The organism is Bartonella sp. AA16NXGY, assembly GCF_042197325.1.
Lineage (GTDB): Bacteria > Pseudomonadota > Alphaproteobacteria > Rhizobiales > Rhizobiaceae > Bartonella.
The window spans coordinates 54,173-72,290 of record NZ_JBHIRR010000004.1 but is presented as its reverse complement, the minus strand read 5'-3'; the positions used below and the strand labels follow the sequence as shown (position 1 = coordinate 72,290).

The following is an 18,118-nucleotide window of genomic DNA, read 5'->3' as shown; positions in this document are numbered from 1 at the left end:
ACCCTTAACAAAACTTTATTCGAATCTATTAACGGACTCATAAAGATCATTGATTCGAGAGGTTAGAATGTGATCTCTCCATTTTCCAGAAATCATCAAATAGTCTTTGGCATAGCCTTCTTTTTCAAAATGAAGGCGTTTTAATAAACGTTCGCTTTTTATGTTCTCAGGTCTATAATTTGCCATCACTCTATGCAGATGATAAACATGAAAGATATGGCGTATTAGAGCCGATAAACTCTCAAACATGAGACCTTTGCCTTGTTGTTTTTCATCAAGAGAAAAACCAAGATGACAGGCTTGAAAAACACCCCGAACCACATTTGTAAAATTCACAACACCGATGACTGTGTTTTCATTTTTTAATCGTACAGCATATCGGTATGCTTGTCCCTGTGCGCTTTCATAAGCAAATGCATTGGCTCGTGTTTCCCAAGCTGTTAGGCTGTGGTAACCATCAGATCTAACAGGTTCAAAAGGACGCAGATGATTCGCATTACGGAGGAAATAAGAAGACAGTTCAGCTGCATCTTCTAAACCGATCAATGTGGAAATTGTTCGCTTTGTTTTAATTGCCATCATTTTCTCCTCCTAGACAATGTCACAATAACACGTTGATTTATCTTAACAAATCATCATTTTTAAACTCAAATCATAATGTCGAATACAGTAAGCTTTTCTCATCACAACACTTCTTACGTTAGAATCAATGAGGATCTTTTGCTTTTCCGTCATAAGTGGGGGTGGTATGTTTAAAGCATAAGGTAAAGACAGGGGAATATTTCTTATGAATGCTCTCAAGTTCTAAGGGGCGCTGTAGCAACATTGGGGACTGGCAAAGTATGCAAGGGAATTGGCGTACTTCCATATACGAAATTTTGAAAAAACTTACGGCAAAGATAGTTTTGTTTCTTTGCCTTGTAAGCTCAGAGCATGCTTGTTTTGCGCTACCATATCACTGCTCCCCCGTATACAAATCCCAATGACCATCGCCTTGAGATGCTATATGTTACAGTGCAATCTAAAAAGTCTCTGCCATAACTCGTCAACAACACTGTTCCCGCTAAATCAGCGACAAACTCTTGTAACAAATTAAAGAAAAGCGATGATGCAATACAAATCTTTTAAAGTTTTTAGATATTATCGTGAACACGATTCCATTTCTTCGCGTAAAATTTCAAGTTCTAACCATTCTTCTTCTTTTTGTGTGCAAGTATTTTTCTTTTTTTCCAACGTTGTTGATAAACGCTCAAAACGCTCTTTATCACTGCGATAAAGGGCTGGATCAGAGAGTTCTTGCTCAATTTTTTTGATTTCGTCCTGTAAAACAGCAATTTCTTCAGGCAATTTTTCCAATGCATAAACCTGCTTATAAGACAATTTACTTCGTGTTTTTTTCTCTCGCCCTATCAAGCTATGATCTATTGATGTATCCTGTTTTGAAAGCTCTCCCACATGAGATTTTGAAGGTGTTTTACGTTGCGATAATTCTGTTTTTTTGCGTTGTAAACGAAGAGCATGCTGGTTTTGCGCCATCATATCACTATAGCCGCCCGCATACAAAATCCAATGACCATCACCTTGAGGTGCCAACATATGCGTTACAGTACGATCTAAAAAGTCTCTGTCATGGCTGACCAACAATACTGTCCCCGCAAAATCAGCAATAAATTCTTGCAACAAATCCAAAGTTTCCATATCCAAATCATTGGTCGGTTCATCAAGAATCAAAAAGTTTGCAGGACGAGAAAGAAGTCGTGCAAGCATGAGGCGTGCTCTTTCTCCCCCTGAAAATTCTTTAAGGGGAGTGCGAGCTTGTTCCGGTAAAAATAAAAAGTCTTTCATATAAGAAACCACATGCCGCTCCAGCCCATTGATCACAAGAGTATCACCTCTTCCTCCCGTTAAATAATGCGCTAAAGTTTCTTCTTCATTTAAAATACGTTGCTGATCAAGCAATGCCATAGAGAGGTTATAGCCATGCCTCACCGTTCCACTATCCACGGCTTCTTGCCCAATTAATGCAGAAAGGAGCGTTGTCTTTCCGATTCCATTGGGTCCTACCAAACCGATTCGATCACCCCGCTGAATGCGCAAAGAGAAATCTTTCACGATAATGCGATCACCATAGGATTTTGAAATTTTCTTTGCTTCAAGCACCAATTGCCCAGAATCATGACTTTTTGCTGCTGTCAAAAGTGCATTTCCTGGCTGCCCTTTATAGGTTTGATGACGCTGTCTTAAGTCTTTTAATTCGCCTAAGCGCCGTACATTACGCTTACGCCGTGCGCTCACGCCATAACGCAACCATTGCTCTTCACGAGCAATTTGGCGCCCCAATTTATGCTGTTCGATGGCTTCTTCTTCCAGTGCTTTATCACGCCAATTTTCAAACTCAGAAAAACGCTTTTCCAGTCTTTTGGTTGTGCCACGATCAAGCCATACCGTTGACCGTGTAACATTTTCTAAAAATCGTCGATCATGGGAAATCACCACAATCGCTGAACGCAAAGAAGCCAAAACAGCTTCCAGCCATTCAATAGTTGGTAAATCAAGATGATTGGTTGGTTCATCTAAGAACAAAATATCGGGTTTTGCAGCAATGGCCCGTAACAATGAAACACGCCGCTTTTCGCCTCCCGAAAGCGTTTCCAATTTTTCCGTCCCAGAAAACCCTAAATTTGTGCGAAGCGTATTAATCCACTGAACATCAGATATATCATCCAGCCCCGCTTCCATATAAGCGTTAATATCTTCAAATCCTGAACAATCCGGATTTTGTGAGACATAACGGAGCGTTACTCGCGGGTGGCGAAAAATTTCGCCACCATGAGGTTCTAATATTCCTGCGGCAATTTTTAATAAGGTCGACTTTCCACAACCATTACGGCCAACCAACGCAATACGCGCCCCCTGCTCAACCGATAAAGAAGCTTGATTGAGCAAAGGCGTTTTTCCAAAATTTAAGAAAATGCGGTCAAGCCGCAAAAGCGGCACCGCCATTAACGAACGCGGCGCGGACAAGGTGCTTTATACATCACCCCTCTTGCATCACGGTAAGCACACAATTGCCGTACAGGAACTCTCTGTCCACAAGGTGCTTGGTAAACATGCCCTCTACGACCACGATACGTGCACAATTGTGATACCTGTCTTTGTTGTTTTCTTTGATTTGCAGCTGCACCTGTTACTGTTCCAGCCAAAGCACCAAATGCTGCACCGGTAAGTGCTGCTCCAGGCGTACTTCCACCAATAGCAGTTCCAGCCAAAGCACCGATCGCCGCTCCTCCTACGCCGTAACGTGCAACGCGTTCATCGTTTGTAGTACAAGCGACTGAACTGAAACCAATGGCTGAAACAACGGCCACTTTAAAAATTGATTTTAACATATCAAAACCTTTCCTTCTCAAGATCAATACATATATCGTTTATGTCGGCACTTCATCACTAGGCCCCCCCCTGCCTTATTCAAAATATATTGGAAGAGCTTTATGGAATAGGTACAGACGCTAACAATATAGCTTTTCCAGAACCTAAATAGCAAGAAAAGGTTCCACAAATACGGTTAGAAAGTGTTAAAGAAGAGCCAAATGACACATTTTTGTCACAAATTGGCCATTTTACCCCTTTAAGAGTCAAGCCTTTTAAATCAGAAAAGCCGATAATACTAAACAAACATCCCTTAGGCAAATCATACGAACAAGGTTTTGACAAAACCGGCCAACCTTCTTCCGAACCGCTTGTCAACAACACTGAAATACCCCTTTCAGCCATCATCAACGCTTGCGTCATATGAGAAAGGCTATGATCACTTCGCTCCCCTCCCAAAGCACCGCACAAAATAAGCTTTTTAGCGCCATTTTGCAGCGCTCTTTCACATGCCAGAGCACTATCTGTCATATCTTTATCAGAGGGAAAAACTTCACGCGGAACATGACTATATTGACGTATTAAGTTCTCATCTGATGAATCAAAGTCCCCTAACCACAACTCAGGCGTCACATTAAGCGCTGCCGCATGACGCATACCACCATCAGCAGCAATTACCCGACTGTTTTGAATTTTATTAAGCAAACGATCAGTGATATGAACATCCCCATTTAATAATATCGTAAATGTTGTCATGCCATACTTTGCCTTTCACAAAATTTTCTTTACAGTGCATCTTTTTATAAGTGAGAGTCATTTTTTATAAACAAAAAGCGTGATATAGCCAAACGAATCCTTATTCTTAATGCCTTTCTTAAAGAAACATACGATACAAAGATACAAATGCAATTTGCCAAATTACTCCGCAGAAATAATGTGCACCATGGTCCAACGCACCCCATTTTTCACCGCAATTTTCTTTTTCGCTCTTGCCTGTATAAAGCCACTCTCATAAGTTTAACGTTTCTCCTTTCAGCTTGTCATACACCCTTTTCTCAAAATGATAGGCTTTCTTCCACTTCTTCTAAAACGATCAAACGTACCAACAACCACAATATCTATGTCACATTAAGCGCTCTGCAACACCCACGTATTTTGCAAATGTATGGTGGCGCTTATCATGACGCAAAACTTGAACACCTTTTAGCAAAGATTGTCCGTAAACTAGCAGTTGCATCCCATAGTTCTCATCAAAGCTATTCTGTAACAATTTTAAACTCAGAAACTATCAACGCTTTTGCGCTCCCCAACGGCTCGATCTACATCACTCGTGGTATGCTGGCATTAGCCAATGATTCTTCAGAAGTTGCAGCCATTTTAGCCCATGAGATAGCACATATCAGAGCCAATCATGGCATTTTACGCCTGCAAAAAGAAGCCCAATTAAAGATGACCAATCATATGTCTTCACGTCTTCTTTCTTCTATTGGCAAAAAACTTCATAACCCTATGCAAAACAAGCAACAACTCGCGCAATTTTCCCGCAATCAAGAGCTGGAAGCTGATTCCCTTGCGCTCGAAATGCTCCAACAATCAGGATATGATCCTTTTGCTTCACCACGCTTTCTTCAAACAATGGAAGCCTACAGTGCTTTTCGTAATATTTCTGGCACCCAAAATGCCTCTCTAGATTTTTTAGCCTCCCACCCAACTACCCCTCAACGCATTCGGCTTGCGATAGAAAAAGCGCGTAAAATCAGTAAAGGGAATAGTAAAATATCCGATCATGATTCTTTTCTCAAAAGCATTGATGGCATAATTTTTGGAGGAGGCTTTTATACAGGTTTTGTACGAGGCAACCAATTTATTCACCCACAATTGCGCATAGCTTTTTCTGTTCCAAACAATTTTACAATAGAACATTCAGCACACACTGTTTGGGCCAGTGGACCAGATAAAATTGCGATTCGTTTTGACGCTATCCCACATCCTGCTGAAATATCTGCGATTGATTATTTGAAAAGCGGCTGGATTATCGGTCTAGATCAATCATCTATCCGCCCCATCACAATTCAAGGGCTCCCCAATCAAGAATTTATGCGCCAAGAATCCCAAAGCCAAAGTTTACTTGGAGCAAGGGCCCATGCTACCAATGATCAATGGCAATTTGATGTGGTTGTCATTCCATTCAACAACCACATCTTTCGTTTTTTGACGGCCGCTCCACATAATTCTCGAAATTTTGCAGAAATTGCCCAAAAAACGCTACAAAGCTTTCATTCTCTTTCATCTTCACAGTTAAAAAAATTGCAGCCCTTAAAAATCCGTGTTGTCCGTGTTAAACAAGGAGAAACCGTTGCCAATCTTGCAGATAAAATGCAATACACACCATATAAAGAAAAACTCTTTCGCATCCTCAACGCCCTCTCACCAACGCAAACTTTACCCGCAGGTACAAAAGTGAAAATTATTACAGAATAAGCCTTTCTTCTCATCCGTTACAGTTTTGATTCTTTTCTGCCTGTATCACGCCCTCCCCCTTAAAGCATATTCGAAAATAAAGAGGAACACTTTAAAATCCAACTTCATCATGCCTTTATAGGTCTCCGTTTGATATATATATTTCCTCCAACTAACAGCCCCCTATCTTCCTCTGTTTATCAGTAGCGCCCCCAAGGAGGCATATTCCTAAACAAATATGAACACCCCCTAAAACTGACTTTATCATATTCTCATATGCCCCCACTTAATACATTCTCTTTCCTCCCCCCCCCCAAAGCCTTTCACTGCTTATATATCGTAAGCGTCTTCTGAATGAACCGTAAGGAGAGCAGAACGCAATTTTTGCAAAGCCCTAGCTTCAATTTGACGCACGCGCTCTTTCGAGATTCCTAACTTTTCACCTAAAACTTCGAGAGTCGCCCCCTCTTCATTTAAGCGACGAAAGCGAATAATTTCCAACTCCCGTTCGTTGAGAATTTGCAACGCATCGTAAAGCCATTGTGTACGCCGTTGACCATCAATGACTTGCTCAATTAAAGCATCAGGAAGAGGACTATCATCCACCAAAACATCCATCTTAGCAATGGGATTATCACTGTTCTCAGAAACAGAAACACTCAAGGAATTATCAGAACTGGAAAAACGAAAATCCATCGTTTCAACATCGCGCACGGAAACACCGAGTTTTTCAGCGATTGTGCGAAAAATATCCTGTTTTGACAAAGCACTATCATCTTGTATCAGTTTTGCACGCAAACGCCGAAGATTAAAGAAAAGTGCTTTTTGCGAAGAACTCGTTCCCCCTCGAACGATTGACCAATTTCGCAAAATATAATCTTGAATAGAAGCGCGTATCCACCACGTTGCATATGTTGAAAAACGCACTTCCCGATCAGGTTCAAAACGTGCAGCTGCTTCCAATAGTCCCACATACCCTTCTTGTACCAAATCCCCCAATGGCATTTTGAAACGTTTAAACCGATTAGCAATAGCAATCACTAAACGCATATGAGCCGCTGCAATTTGATGCATGGCATCATCATCACGTTTGTCTTTCCACCGCAGAGCCAAATCATGCTCTTTTTGTCGTTCAAGATAAGGTGCTTGCATAGCAGAACGCATCATATTACGTCCTAAGCTTTTGTCTGCATCGCTATAATTTTTGCTGCTTTTATAAACAGCATTTGAAAGATTACCCATAATAACCCCTTGCGATTAAAATTATCAAAATTGATTTGGCAACGACATCATTGTTCTTCGCTTAAAAAGAACGCAAAAGTTGTTAACTTCTGTGACCACTACTTTAACGTGTAATTTTATAATCGCAATTGTTTTTTTTACTGTCATGGTAAAACTTCTTGTCATAAGACACAATTTCACCTGCAAAATGCCTTTACAATATGCCTTTTAGCCTATGAAATATTTGAAAAAACTTTCTCTTCACTTTTCATGACAAAACAGCAAAAAAATAAAGTGATCATGCAAAAGAAATGCCGTTTTTTGATAACCGGTTCCGTTTCCTTTTAAATTGAAGAATTTATTTATGCTTTTAGCTTTACAATACAACTAATAAGTGTAATTTGCAAATATAAAGCATCCAAACTGAATGAAAACTGAATGAAAAAAGAATCATTCAAGTTTTAAAGGCGCAAAGAAACAGCAAAAAATGACAAGAGTGATTGAAGCAAACGCAACAAACGTGTTAAAGAAAGAGCACCATTATGAAATTGTCGCAAAAAGCTTTTGACCAGTGTCACACTGAGAAAGAAAATGATCATGGATAGCAAGATTGTTCAACAGAATGAGATTCTTCAAGATGATATTCTCATTGAAAAACACGGAAGGGGTAAATTTGAAGGTTTTCGTTTTTATGCCAACAAAAACAGTACCGATCAAATAGCTGAGAAGCAAATTTCAACAGAGAATGAGAATTTGATTCTTGCTTTTTCCAAACGCGCGACACGTTTTTGTGCTTCTGCAAATGGAGATTTTACCCTCAGTTCTGATGGAATTGTGCGCTGGATTGGTCAACCCGTAGGACAACTTGTAGCAACAGAAGATTTTTTTAAACCAAAACTGATTGTTTTAGCAGATGAACAACTCACGGGAGAATCCCGCAATAACGTTGTGAAACGATTAGAACGCTTTGTCACCTTTCATTTTGAAACGACTTTAAAACCCCTGTTTGATTTGCGCAATGCTGATAATTTAACGGATTCAACAAACAGTCTTGCTTTACAACTTTTTAACTCTTTAGGGATTTTACCACGCCGCGAAGTCTTAGACATTGTCAAAAACCTTGCGCAAGAATCACGTGCCGTTCTTCGGCGTCTAGGCGTGCGTTTTGGCGCTTTTCATATCTATGTTGCCGGAATGCTTAAACCTGCTCCGGTTCAAGCCATTACTCTCCTGTGGAATCTTCAAAATGCGGGACAAGATCAAACTGGTTTGGGTGAAGTTTTTTCAGCATTATCTGCTGGTCGAACCTCTTTAATTGTTGACCCTACCTATAACCGCCAATTTTATCAATTAGCCGGCTACCGAATCTTAGGACAACGTGCTGTACGGATTGATATTTTAGAACGTCTTGCCAATCTCATCCGTCCCGCACTTCATTGGAAACAAGGAAGTGATCCTAAACCCGATGGAGCCTATGATGGCAAAAGTTTTTTTGTTACACCAGCCATGATGTCCATTCTTGGGGCCAATGGAAACGATATGGAAGAAATCCTCAAAGGACTTGGTTATCAATCGTACAGCATAAGCAATACTGTTTTTGAACAAAATCTCTTTGCACACCAAGCCTCTTCCCCTGTCAATAGGGCAATGCAAGATGTTCCTGCAGCAGAATGCGTTGGAAGTCAATGGCAAACAGTAAGCGATTTAGAAACAACACGAGAAGAAAAAAATACCTCATTCCCAAACACTTCATCCTCTGGTATTGAAAAACATCTCCATAAAACCAATCGTTTACCAGCAGCTGAACCTGTTGGGAATTTTGCCAAATCCCCTCGCTCTACAGAAGAAGATAAAGTTATTTTGTTATGGCATTATAAGCATCAATTTCCCCACCATGCACAAAAAAAACGTGATAAATTAGGAAATAAGTGGCAAAATAAATCGAAGAACGCTGTAAAAAAAGCGGAATACAAAAATGAAAATTCCCCTCAAGAAGCACCATCACAAGCAAAACGCTCTCATAAGTTCCACAAATCCCAAGGGAAACATGCAAATCATAAGCCCTTTCAAAAAGAAAAGCGCCTTAATCCTGATTCACCTTTTGCGAAACTAGCTGTACTACGCGATCAACTCACCAATCATAAAAACACGCACACACTTTCCTCTAAAGAGAATTAAAGTAACAAATGGAGTTTGATCTTGACCCACGTAGTAACCGACAACTGCATTCACTGCAAATATACGGATTGCGTTGAAGTCTGCCCAGTTGATTGTTTTTATGAAGGGGAAAATATGCTTGTTATTCACCCCGATGAATGCATCGATTGTGGTGTTTGCGTGCCAGAATGCCCAGCAGAAGCGATTTTACCTGATACAGAACCAGGATTAGAAAAGTGGTTAGAACTCAATCTTCATTATGCAAACAAATGGCCTAATCTAACCACCAAAAAAGATCCTCTTCCTCAAGCAAAAGAAATGGATGGTGTTCCAAATAAATTAGAAAAGTATTTTTCAGAAAATCCAGGAAGTGGCGAAGAGTAATGATAAAGTGTACACTCTCCTCCTTCAACGATTGAAAGACTTCTCTTGTAAAAATAAAAAATCCTTAAGCGAAATGATTGATTCTTTTAAATTTTGATGTTAGTGTTATTTTAACATGATCATCTTTCTAAGTATTTTTCTTTGCTTGTTATAGTAAAGCGGTGTATTTTTTTTTGATTTAAAAGTACTCGGCTTTTATGCTCACTTAATTGGTACAATATACTTGGTTAAAGAAAACTCAACCCTCAGGTTTATAACCTGTTTTCCGATACATTTGTTGATCATAAGGGAGTAAACTAAAATATGGCATCCCAACATGGAACGTCTTCCAAGACCAAAGAATTTGCAACCTCTGAATATATCGTCTACCCTACGCATGGAGTAGGACAAATTATAGCGATTGAAGATCAAGAAGTTGCAGGACATAAATTAAAACTTTTTGTCATTCATTTCGCGAAAGATAAGATGGATGTCAAAGTCCCCATTGCAAAAGCCCTTTCCGTTGGAATGCGTAAATTATCTGCTAGTGATTCTGTCGAACGTGCCTTAAAAGTTTTACGTGGAAAAGCACGCGTTAAACGGACCATGTGGTCACGTCGTGCACAAGAATATGATGCTAAAATCAACTCAGGAGATCTTATTTGTATCGCCGAAGTGGTCCGTGATCTTTTCCGCTCTAATCTACAGCCTGAACAATCTTACTCTGAGCGCCAACTTTATACAGCTGCTCTTGAAAGAATGGCCCGCGAAATTGCGGTTATTAATAGTCTTTCTGAAACAGAAGCTATCAATCTCATAGAGATGCATCTCTCCAACAAGCCGGAACGCGAGTTTAAAACTGAGAGAGAAGAAACAGATGAAAACAGTAAAGCTGTCTACGCTGCATAATACACTCTTTCATCATAATGATGATATTTCGATAAAACCAGCGAAAAGCTGGTTTTATTTTTTAACATCCTCTCTGCCCTTAAGGACAAAGTTTCTTAACCAGCGCCAATCTATAAACAATCTAACTTTTCGACAAATTCCTCTTCCTCATTTTCTTTCTTCATAGATAACAAACTGATTAATCATCATAATCTAGCATTATTCATATTAAATTAGAATCTTGAATATGGTAAGATTACTCATTTCAAATTTCTCTCATGTTGAAGCAATCAAATCACTTGCTTGTCAATCACAAGTGGAGCTGATCTGTGGGTAAAAACTGTACAAAAAGAGCGAGACACTGTCTCAAGCACCAAAGGATATACCAACATTGGAATCTGGCAAGATGTGTAAGGCTGCAGGCTTGCTTTTTTATTAAGCGTAAAGATCATAGTGCCGTTTATACACTACACCGAAACTTTACCATTTACCCCCTTCTACAAAACCATTGGAACATTCAAAAACACCGTCATAAAATGGATGCCACAAATATTGAAAAATATTCCTTTTAAAAAAAGCGTGACAGTACAACATAAGCATATTTTGTCTTGGGCACTCTATTTTGCATGAGAAGCATTCCCCCCATTAAAAAACGCGATAAAAAAAGCATGAACTAAAACCATCATCTCCATTCTGTAAAAGGCATTCCAAATACTTTTGAAAGCTGTAAAATTAACTTAAAAAATAACAATAAAAATGAACGTTAGCATTGCCCCTTTCAATTTCATATTTTTCCAAAATGAGGTTTCTTATTTCAGAGATTACGAAATATATGCAATATTCTTACTCCAATCGGACACAAAAAATCTAGAACGATTCATAGAACTCTTAAAAGTCTCAATCTCTGTTTCAAACAAACCGCTAAAGATTGGATATTCTCAGCAGGAATTGTCCAGATATCATCTTCAATCTGATCTTCACGAATATGACGCAAAGGATTAGTATGAACGCCTGTCAGGATAAGCAAACGCAAAGCCAGTTGTGTTATGTTTTGTGTTTTACAGAGTAACTGATAAAAAGCAGGGACATCTTTCCAATCCATAGCTGGTCTATTTTACGTTTTATGACGTTGCTTACCTTAAGAGCGCGCGTGCTTTTTTTGCTTGTAAATCAACATCCAAACCCTAATGCAACCGCATGTTTAAGACAAAGATTAAGACGCTTCAGTGCTGTCTGAGCTGTTCCAGCTTTTGCATGCCAAATGGGAGAAAGCGTATTGCGTATCTCAGTTTGCGTAATCTCTGAAACGGGCAGACAACCTAATTTGGGGAGAATATAAAGGCGTCAGTGTAAAAACCAATCACACGCCTCACCATCATTTTTTAATTCAGCTTTACGGCTTTCAAAAGCATCTAAAGCAATATTTTTTAAATAATGGAGATTGCGCATTGCCTCACGCTTTTGTTTCTCACGTTCTTTAATGGGATCACGCCCCTCACGTAAAACAGCACCCCACCCAATTGCCAATTCACGGACTTGTTTAAAGAAACATCTCGCAACGCTCCCAAGCCCATTTCGCGGCCCCCGTGAAAGGTATAACGGTAAATCCATTGACCACCCCCATCTCTTACGTTTGTGAAGAAGCAAGCCGGTACCATCATTATATTTTCCAGCTCGTGGGTGTTACGACAGCCCTTGGCTCTTAAGACGATTCATAAGAACCATTTCTAGTCCTTTCTTATACAAATTTTATCCACACACTCATCCCACTTGTGACGTGCAAACGAGTGGTTTTGATTGATTCTAGATAGAGAGATTTGAAATAAGTGAATCTTACGTTATTCGGGGTTCTAATTCAATATGAAAAACAATGAATTATATATATAAATCAATATGTTGTCTAGTGATGAACAGATAACAAAAAAATCATAAACTTAGGTAAGAAACACTATAAAATCATTCATAAACCAGCTATGAACTGGAGAATCGTACCGGCTTTGATAAAATACTTTGCTCACCCCCACACATAACATATCTGGTTTTAAGTTTACTTATTTTTACAAGCTGTTCGCAACAAATCCCTTATATTCACAAAAATACGAAAAATATATGGACAATTCTTAGTTCAAAAATATGAAAAGACAGCGTGATATTCATAGAAAAGTCTCATGCACTTTTATCATAAAAAGCACTAAAGATTATTGAATGTGTACAACTTCTGTCTTGTAACGGTTTTCTCTTTTCTGCTCATAAGAAAGCACGCTGGCATCAGCATACACTTAACCCCAATGTTACAACAATTCTTACATTTGAAAATATTCATTATAAACATTTTTCCTTTTTTATAGAGTTTTCACCCACATGCCAGCCCCACTTGTGACCGAAAAGCAAGTGATTGTCATTGATTCAACATGGGGAAAAATTTGAAATGAGAAAATCCTACGATAGAGCTTCCATTCAAGGCGCAAAACAACAAATGATCTTTATAAATCAATGTGATGTCGATCTCTATTTTTTTAAGGAGAATCACATGTCACAATATAAGTCTATAGACAAACCATTGCCTTAAATATTCTCATAACAAACACCGGAAAACACCGGTATGCTTAAATCCTTACATAGATCAACCGCCTTAAACGATGATATTTTACGGTCTAATAGGATTCTCTCTATAGTCAATAAAGATTAAGTGCGATACAAAATGATTCTATTACTGAGCTAACTTATATCAATACCCAAGCTCTTAACGAAGTCATCATAAAAGACACTGATACAAGCAATCCCTTATAGCCTCTCAAGAAAACAAGAAAATCATCTCCCACAATAGAATCATTTCTCTACAGCAAAACTTTATCCCACACATGTTCTCAAGAAAAAGTGAAAAACGCATCTTACCCAATGCATTCACTAATGAAATAAAAGAAGTTCACCACTGGAAAAGAAAGAAAACGCTAAAGTTTTAACCACTAAAACAGAACGCCCACGATACATTCCCTGTTCCACATCGATAGAAGACGACGCAAGGGAACCTCAACATTCATCTTAAAGCGAAAATGCACGCCCCAAGCGTGCATTGATCGATGAAATAAAAGAAGTTGACCTCTGGAAAAGAAAGAAAACGCTAAAGTTTTAACCACTAAAACAGAACGCCCACGATACATTCCCTGTTCCACATCGATAGAAGACGACGCAAGGGAACCTCAACATTCATCTTAAAGCGAAAATGCACGCCCCAAGCGTGCATTGATCGATGAAATAAAAGAAGTTGACCTCTGGAAAAGAAAGAAAACGCTCAGTCTTTAACCACTAAAACGGAACGCCCACGATACATTCCCGTTTTCAAATCAATGTGATGAGGACGACGTAATTCACCAGAATTTTTATCTTCGATATAAGTCGGCGCCTTCAGAGCATCAGCCGAACGGCGCATGCCCCTCTTCGCTGGAGAGGTTTTTCGTTTAGGTACAGCCATAAAAAGACACTCCAAATCCATTAAAACAGAAAAAGCAATGTCAAAAATGACAATGCTTCATTTAAAATACCATAAAATTTGAGTATATTATACACTGATAAAAAAGAAGAGGCAATGTCAAAATGATCCTCCTCTTACCAAAAATGACCTTCCTGTTATCAAAAATGGTGTCACAATAATCAAATGAATATCAAAAACACTGCAAAATTTAAGAATTTTATACACCAATGAAAGCTTTTTTATAAGCCCTTCATTCAATTTTTATTTGGTTTAAAAAGGGATTTGCGCATACAGTAGAGATACGGATAAAAAGAGAAGTTGATTTTTAATAAAAAACGACGCCAATTTATGAAAACAAGAAAAAGCGACAACCTTTCTCTTTAAACTTCATAATTTCATTTTTGTAAAAACAAAGGAAGCAAGAATGCACGAATTTACCACCCTTCTTGCAAAACATAGAGACACCGTTGAAAAACGGCTTGATACCCTGTTAAGTGATCAAATCCAAAATGGTGAAATTTCACGCCCTAAAAACTTAATCAAAGCCATGCGCTATGGTGTGCTGAACGGTGGAAAACGCTTGCGTCCTTTTCTTGTAATTCAAAGTGCTGCACTTTTTGACGTCCCTGTAGAACATTCTCTTGATGTTGCATGTGCCTTAGAATGTATCCATTGTTATTCGCTCATTCATGATGATCTTCCCGCTATGGATAACGATATACTCCGGCGTGGAAAACCCACCGTCCATATAGCATTTGATGAAGCAACAGCAATTCTAGCAGGCAATGCCCTCTTAACATTTGCCTTTGAAATTATTGCTCATAAAGCTAGTATTTTATCTACAGATATTAGAATCAAGCTGATCACGTCTCTTGCACAATCGGCAGGACTTGGCGGTATGTTAGGTGGACAAATGCTGGACCTTGAAGCTGAAAAAAGACCGCAAGAAAGTACTGACATCATCACTCTACAACACATGAAAACAGCAGCCCTGATAAGCTTTGCTTGCCAAGCAGGTGCCATCATTGGCAATGCATCTAAAGAATTAACTGAAAAACTTACTGATTTTGGTACCTATCTTGGTTTAGCTTTTCAATTAACCGATGACCTTCTTGATGTCACCGCCAACACGCAAACCCTAGGAAAAACGGCTGGGAAAGATGAAACGGCACAAAAAGCCACTTTTGTTCATCTTTACGGCATTAAAGAAACCCAAAAAAAGCGAGATACACTCATCAGTAAAGCAGAAGCATTCTTACATCCTTTTGGCGCTAAAGCACTCCCCCTCCAACAAGCAGCACACTTTAGTGCAATACGCCAAAATTAAACTTCATCCACCTATTGTACATAGTGTACACCGTCATATTTATTGAATGCATAATAGACTTTTCCAAGAAACATTACCATTAATCTCCATTATAGTCCTTATCATGAAATGGGTGCGACAAATCTTAAGAGGAATTTCATTAAAACAAGCCGCGTAAATTTATAACACAAATGCATTCTAGGTATCCTATTTTGCATGAAAAATGCCTTTCATTAAAGACTAAAAGAAACAAAATGTAAAACAATGCGTAATCACCATGTTTTAAAAGATATTACAGTGGGTAGTGGGTGCTTTAAAGCCGAATAAAAAACAACCGGAAAGAGAAAAACTCGTTTTCTCCTTTATGTCTTTAATCTTCTAACGATAAGGCAAAAAATAAACAGAATAAGTAATAAAACAAGGCATTTTATAAACCCGCAAAAAACAATAAAAATGCCGATTGGCTTTGTAGCCTTATCAAAGTCATCTGTTGTTTATTGCCAACCCTAGGAGTACACTGCCCTCAGTAAAGAGTCGTAATTTTTATGCCTTTCCACGCTATCTTGTTGTAAAAGATCAAATATGGTCACATTCTGTAAATTCACTCGTGTATTACTTGCTCTCTAAAAACACTTTTACAAAAGTGCTCGTTGTTTAGTTTAGGCATCATTTTTTTGAAGCTCGTATTTAAAATATCAGAAAAAAATGAATATAATCGCTATTTTGATTTTTATGCCACCCTCAAAGAACAAAGTCTTTTAATCCAATCTGCTCTGTAAACAGTCTAGTGTCCTACCGAGTAGGTTTCTCTCGTTTTCCACGCATGCGATTCACTTAAACTAAAGACGCAATAAACAAGACTTAAGAATATTCACCATACACTTCTTAAAATACTTAATGTATCAAACAAGATACCTTCACCACCCCTCAAATGACAGTATGTTACGGCATAACAGGATAAATAAAGCCATTAATTTCAATAGAACGAAAGACCAAAAAAATATTATTACCGATCTCTCTTTTCTTAGCAAGAAATATATAATACATTGATTTATAATGATAATTTGCGGTTTTTAACTTGAATAAGAACCCTGAATACCGTAAGATTCTCTCATTTCAAATCTGTGTATGTTAAATCAATCAAAATCACTTGCTTGCACGTCACAAGCGGGAAAAGCCGTGTGGGGCAAAACATCAAAGAAAAGACTAAAAACTGCCTCTTATGAACCGTCTTAAAAGCCAAGGGCAGTCCGCAACATTAGGGGCTAGCAAAGTGAATAATTGTGTCGGCATGCTCCTTCAAAAGCAGAAACATTTTTATTTACAAAAGTGTGTAATAACTTCAATTGAATAATAATCATGATCACTGTACAACTTTAATTCATCACGCTCTTTATCTCGTTTATTCAATTCATCACATAAAAAGAAAATTGATAAGATTAAACAGAGAATGATCATTGCAACAGAAAGATAAAAAAAGTCCTTATTATTATATATAATAGCGCAATCTAATTTGTGATAAGTAGTTTTTTCAATCCAAGTGCAAATTTCCTCCTTTAAATGCAATTTTCTTATTAAGATGAAAAGCATCATTGTAAGTGAACCTATGCCTGTTGTAAAAGCTGGAAAATATGTCCACCTTTTGAAGCCATAATAAAAAAACATGCAACATGGCCAAGAAAATGCCGCGATTATCAAGAGTATTATAGCCATTGAATATCCTTCGAGAGAATTTTTCTCATTATCCATTCAATGTCATTTGTAAATTCTTCTTGGTTTCATCATGTCATATATCGTGTTTAGCTCTATGCAAAAACGCGCTATTTGTTTAACATTTTCATCATCACCGGTCCTCATACTCGACACGAGATCAATCATTTGTGTTTTGAAACTCATGCCATTTTCACTTGAAGAATTAAGAAACTTTTTCGCGTAATCAATCATGGGGTCGGTAGAATTCATAGACATATTATAAGCCCAGATAAAATCGCTTTCTCTCCAATTATAGTCATAACGCAAACTGCTTATGACATTGAGTAACATATCTGCTGATATCCATTCATTATAATCACCACGCAATAAATTAACAAAACGTCCACATAAAACAATCAGTATGTGACGATGCCGTATAATGTCAAACTTTGGTACGATATTCTGATAGCCACGGCTATAGACGAAATTTCTTGCTTGTTCCTGCTTTTGAAAATGTTCAAAAGCCTCGTATTTTTCACTTATATATTCTTCGTAAAGTTTATTATACTACTCTAGACTATCTACGCGCGTACATCCCAACAACACAGATACAAAAAAAGAGTTATAAATGTTACAACACGCGTTATGGATAACGATTTCATCGCTTTACCTTTTAATGACCATAATTTGTACGGCTTAACAGATTCCTATCAAATATATCAATATATGCTGTTTTCTTGTGGCTTATTTATAGCAAATTGTACTCAACAATATTTCTGTACTTGGTTTTATTCCCTCTCAACGAGGGGAGATATCATTCAAAGTTTCCATAGATAAGTTTATTATCTGGATAAGAGTATTTTCTAACATCAGAAAATACAGAGCTAACGCCACAATCAAAGAGAAAATACTCAAAAATGAGAATGTACAACGTAAAAAAATTATCTCAACAAGATGATTGATATTTTAAAGGAGGCAATGGTAAAATCCGCTAAATATACCAACAATAAAATAGATCATCAAAATATCAAAATCGATCATACGGGAATTCTTATGAGGACAGGCTATAAATTGTCCGACTGCTTAAATTAGCTCTAATGAGATAAAGGGTTACCAGCAAGGAACCAATGAAAATGGGAAAACTGCTCTATCACCATTCCTTAATAAGCATATAATCTGGCACAATCATT

13 protein-coding genes and 1 pseudogene are annotated in these 18,118 nt (G+C 38.1%); 5 read left to right on the top strand and 9 right to left on the bottom strand.

All coding sequences use genetic code 11. The features are described 5' to 3' along the window. Positions 1 to 15: 15 nt before the first annotated feature. The 4 genes from rimJ to ACFINK_RS03565 all read right to left on the bottom strand — a co-directional run bounded on the left by rimJ (position 16) and on the right by ACFINK_RS03565 (position 4,125). Positions 16 to 579 carry a ribosomal protein S5-alanine N-acetyltransferase gene (rimJ, locus tag ACFINK_RS03580; protein ID WP_375628687.1) on the bottom strand — a complete coding sequence of 188 codons (564 nt, stop codon included), beginning with the start codon at positions 577 to 579 and terminating at the stop codon, positions 16 to 18. Positions 580 to 1,140: 561 nt separating this feature from the next. After that, positions 1,141 to 3,003 carry an ABC-F family ATP-binding cassette domain-containing protein gene (locus tag ACFINK_RS03575; RefSeq protein ID WP_375611776.1) on the bottom strand — a complete coding sequence of 621 codons (1,863 nt, stop codon included), beginning with the start codon at positions 3,001 to 3,003 and terminating at the stop codon, positions 1,141 to 1,143. Continuing rightward, complete coding sequence (locus tag ACFINK_RS03570) at positions 3,003 to 3,389, bottom strand: YMGG-like glycine zipper-containing protein (RefSeq protein ID WP_375611735.1); 387 nt, start codon at positions 3,387 to 3,389, stop codon at positions 3,003 to 3,005. The genes ACFINK_RS03575 and ACFINK_RS03570 overlap by 1 nt, the downstream gene beginning before the upstream one ends. Positions 3,390 to 3,489: 100 nt before the next feature. Further along, positions 3,490 to 4,125 carry a thiamine diphosphokinase gene (locus tag ACFINK_RS03565; RefSeq protein WP_375611734.1) on the bottom strand — a complete coding sequence of 212 codons (636 nt, stop codon included), beginning with the start codon at positions 4,123 to 4,125 and terminating at the stop codon, positions 3,490 to 3,492. A 147-nt stretch (positions 4,126 to 4,272) separates the two neighbouring features. Here ACFINK_RS03565 and ACFINK_RS03560 point away from each other — a divergent pair, with 147 nt between their 5' ends. Then, a complete protein-coding gene (locus ACFINK_RS03560; RefSeq protein ID WP_375638263.1) occupies positions 4,273 to 5,850 on the top strand; it encodes a M48 family metalloprotease in 1,578 nt (525 codons plus the stop codon). 309 nt (positions 5,851 to 6,159) lie between these two features. On the opposite strand, the gene ACFINK_RS03555 is transcribed toward ACFINK_RS03560, so the two are convergent. Next, positions 6,160 to 7,071, bottom strand: coding sequence for an RNA polymerase factor sigma-32 (locus ACFINK_RS03555; RefSeq protein ID WP_015856975.1), 912 nt, complete (start codon positions 7,069 to 7,071; stop codon positions 6,160 to 6,162). Between the two features lie 576 nt (positions 7,072 to 7,647). Here ACFINK_RS03555 and ACFINK_RS03550 point away from each other — a divergent pair. From ACFINK_RS03550 to ACFINK_RS03540, 3 genes are all read left to right on the top strand, one after another. After that, the gene (locus ACFINK_RS03550) at positions 7,648 to 9,228 is read left to right on the top strand and encodes a hypothetical protein (RefSeq protein ID WP_375613182.1); all 1,581 of its coding nucleotides are present in this window, start codon (positions 7,648 to 7,650) and stop codon (positions 9,226 to 9,228) included. A 21-nt stretch (positions 9,229 to 9,249) separates the two neighbouring features. Continuing rightward, positions 9,250 to 9,591: a ferredoxin FdxA gene (gene fdxA, locus ACFINK_RS03545; protein ID WP_015856977.1), complete on the top strand. Its 342-nt coding sequence runs from the start codon at positions 9,250 to 9,252 to the stop codon at positions 9,589 to 9,591. 303 nt (positions 9,592 to 9,894) lie between these two features. Further along, the gene (locus ACFINK_RS03540; RefSeq protein WP_273790499.1) at positions 9,895 to 10,479 is read left to right on the top strand and encodes a CarD family transcriptional regulator; all 585 of its coding nucleotides are present in this window, start codon (positions 9,895 to 9,897) and stop codon (positions 10,477 to 10,479) included. A 907-nt stretch (positions 10,480 to 11,386) separates the two neighbouring features. Here the strand turns inward: ACFINK_RS03540 and ACFINK_RS03535 are convergent. The 3 genes and pseudogenes from ACFINK_RS03535 to rpmF form a co-directional block, all read right to left on the bottom strand. Then, positions 11,387 to 12,105: pseudogene (locus ACFINK_RS03535) on the bottom strand (tyrosine-type recombinase/integrase); the annotation flags it as partial. A gap of 1,319 nt (positions 12,106 to 13,424) precedes the next feature. Next, a complete protein-coding gene (locus tag ACFINK_RS03530; protein WP_375638262.1) occupies positions 13,425 to 13,619 on the bottom strand; it encodes a hypothetical protein in 195 nt (64 codons plus the stop codon). Between the two features lie 131 nt (positions 13,620 to 13,750). Beyond that, entirely contained in the window at positions 13,751 to 13,930 is a 180-nt protein-coding gene (gene rpmF / locus ACFINK_RS03525; protein ID WP_005774555.1) for a 50S ribosomal protein L32, read from the bottom strand. A gap of 424 nt (positions 13,931 to 14,354) precedes the next feature. Between rpmF and ACFINK_RS03520 the strand changes: the two genes are divergently transcribed. Beyond that, the gene (locus ACFINK_RS03520) at positions 14,355 to 15,257 is read left to right on the top strand and encodes a polyprenyl synthetase family protein (protein ID WP_375611731.1); all 903 of its coding nucleotides are present in this window, start codon (positions 14,355 to 14,357) and stop codon (positions 15,255 to 15,257) included. A gap of 1,734 nt (positions 15,258 to 16,991) precedes the next feature. Here the strand turns inward: ACFINK_RS03520 and ACFINK_RS03515 are convergent. Next, positions 16,992 to 17,315 carry a hypothetical protein gene (locus ACFINK_RS03515; RefSeq protein WP_375611730.1) on the bottom strand — a complete coding sequence of 108 codons (324 nt, stop codon included), beginning with the start codon at positions 17,313 to 17,315 and terminating at the stop codon, positions 16,992 to 16,994. Positions 17,316 to 18,118: the final 803 nt, after the last annotated feature.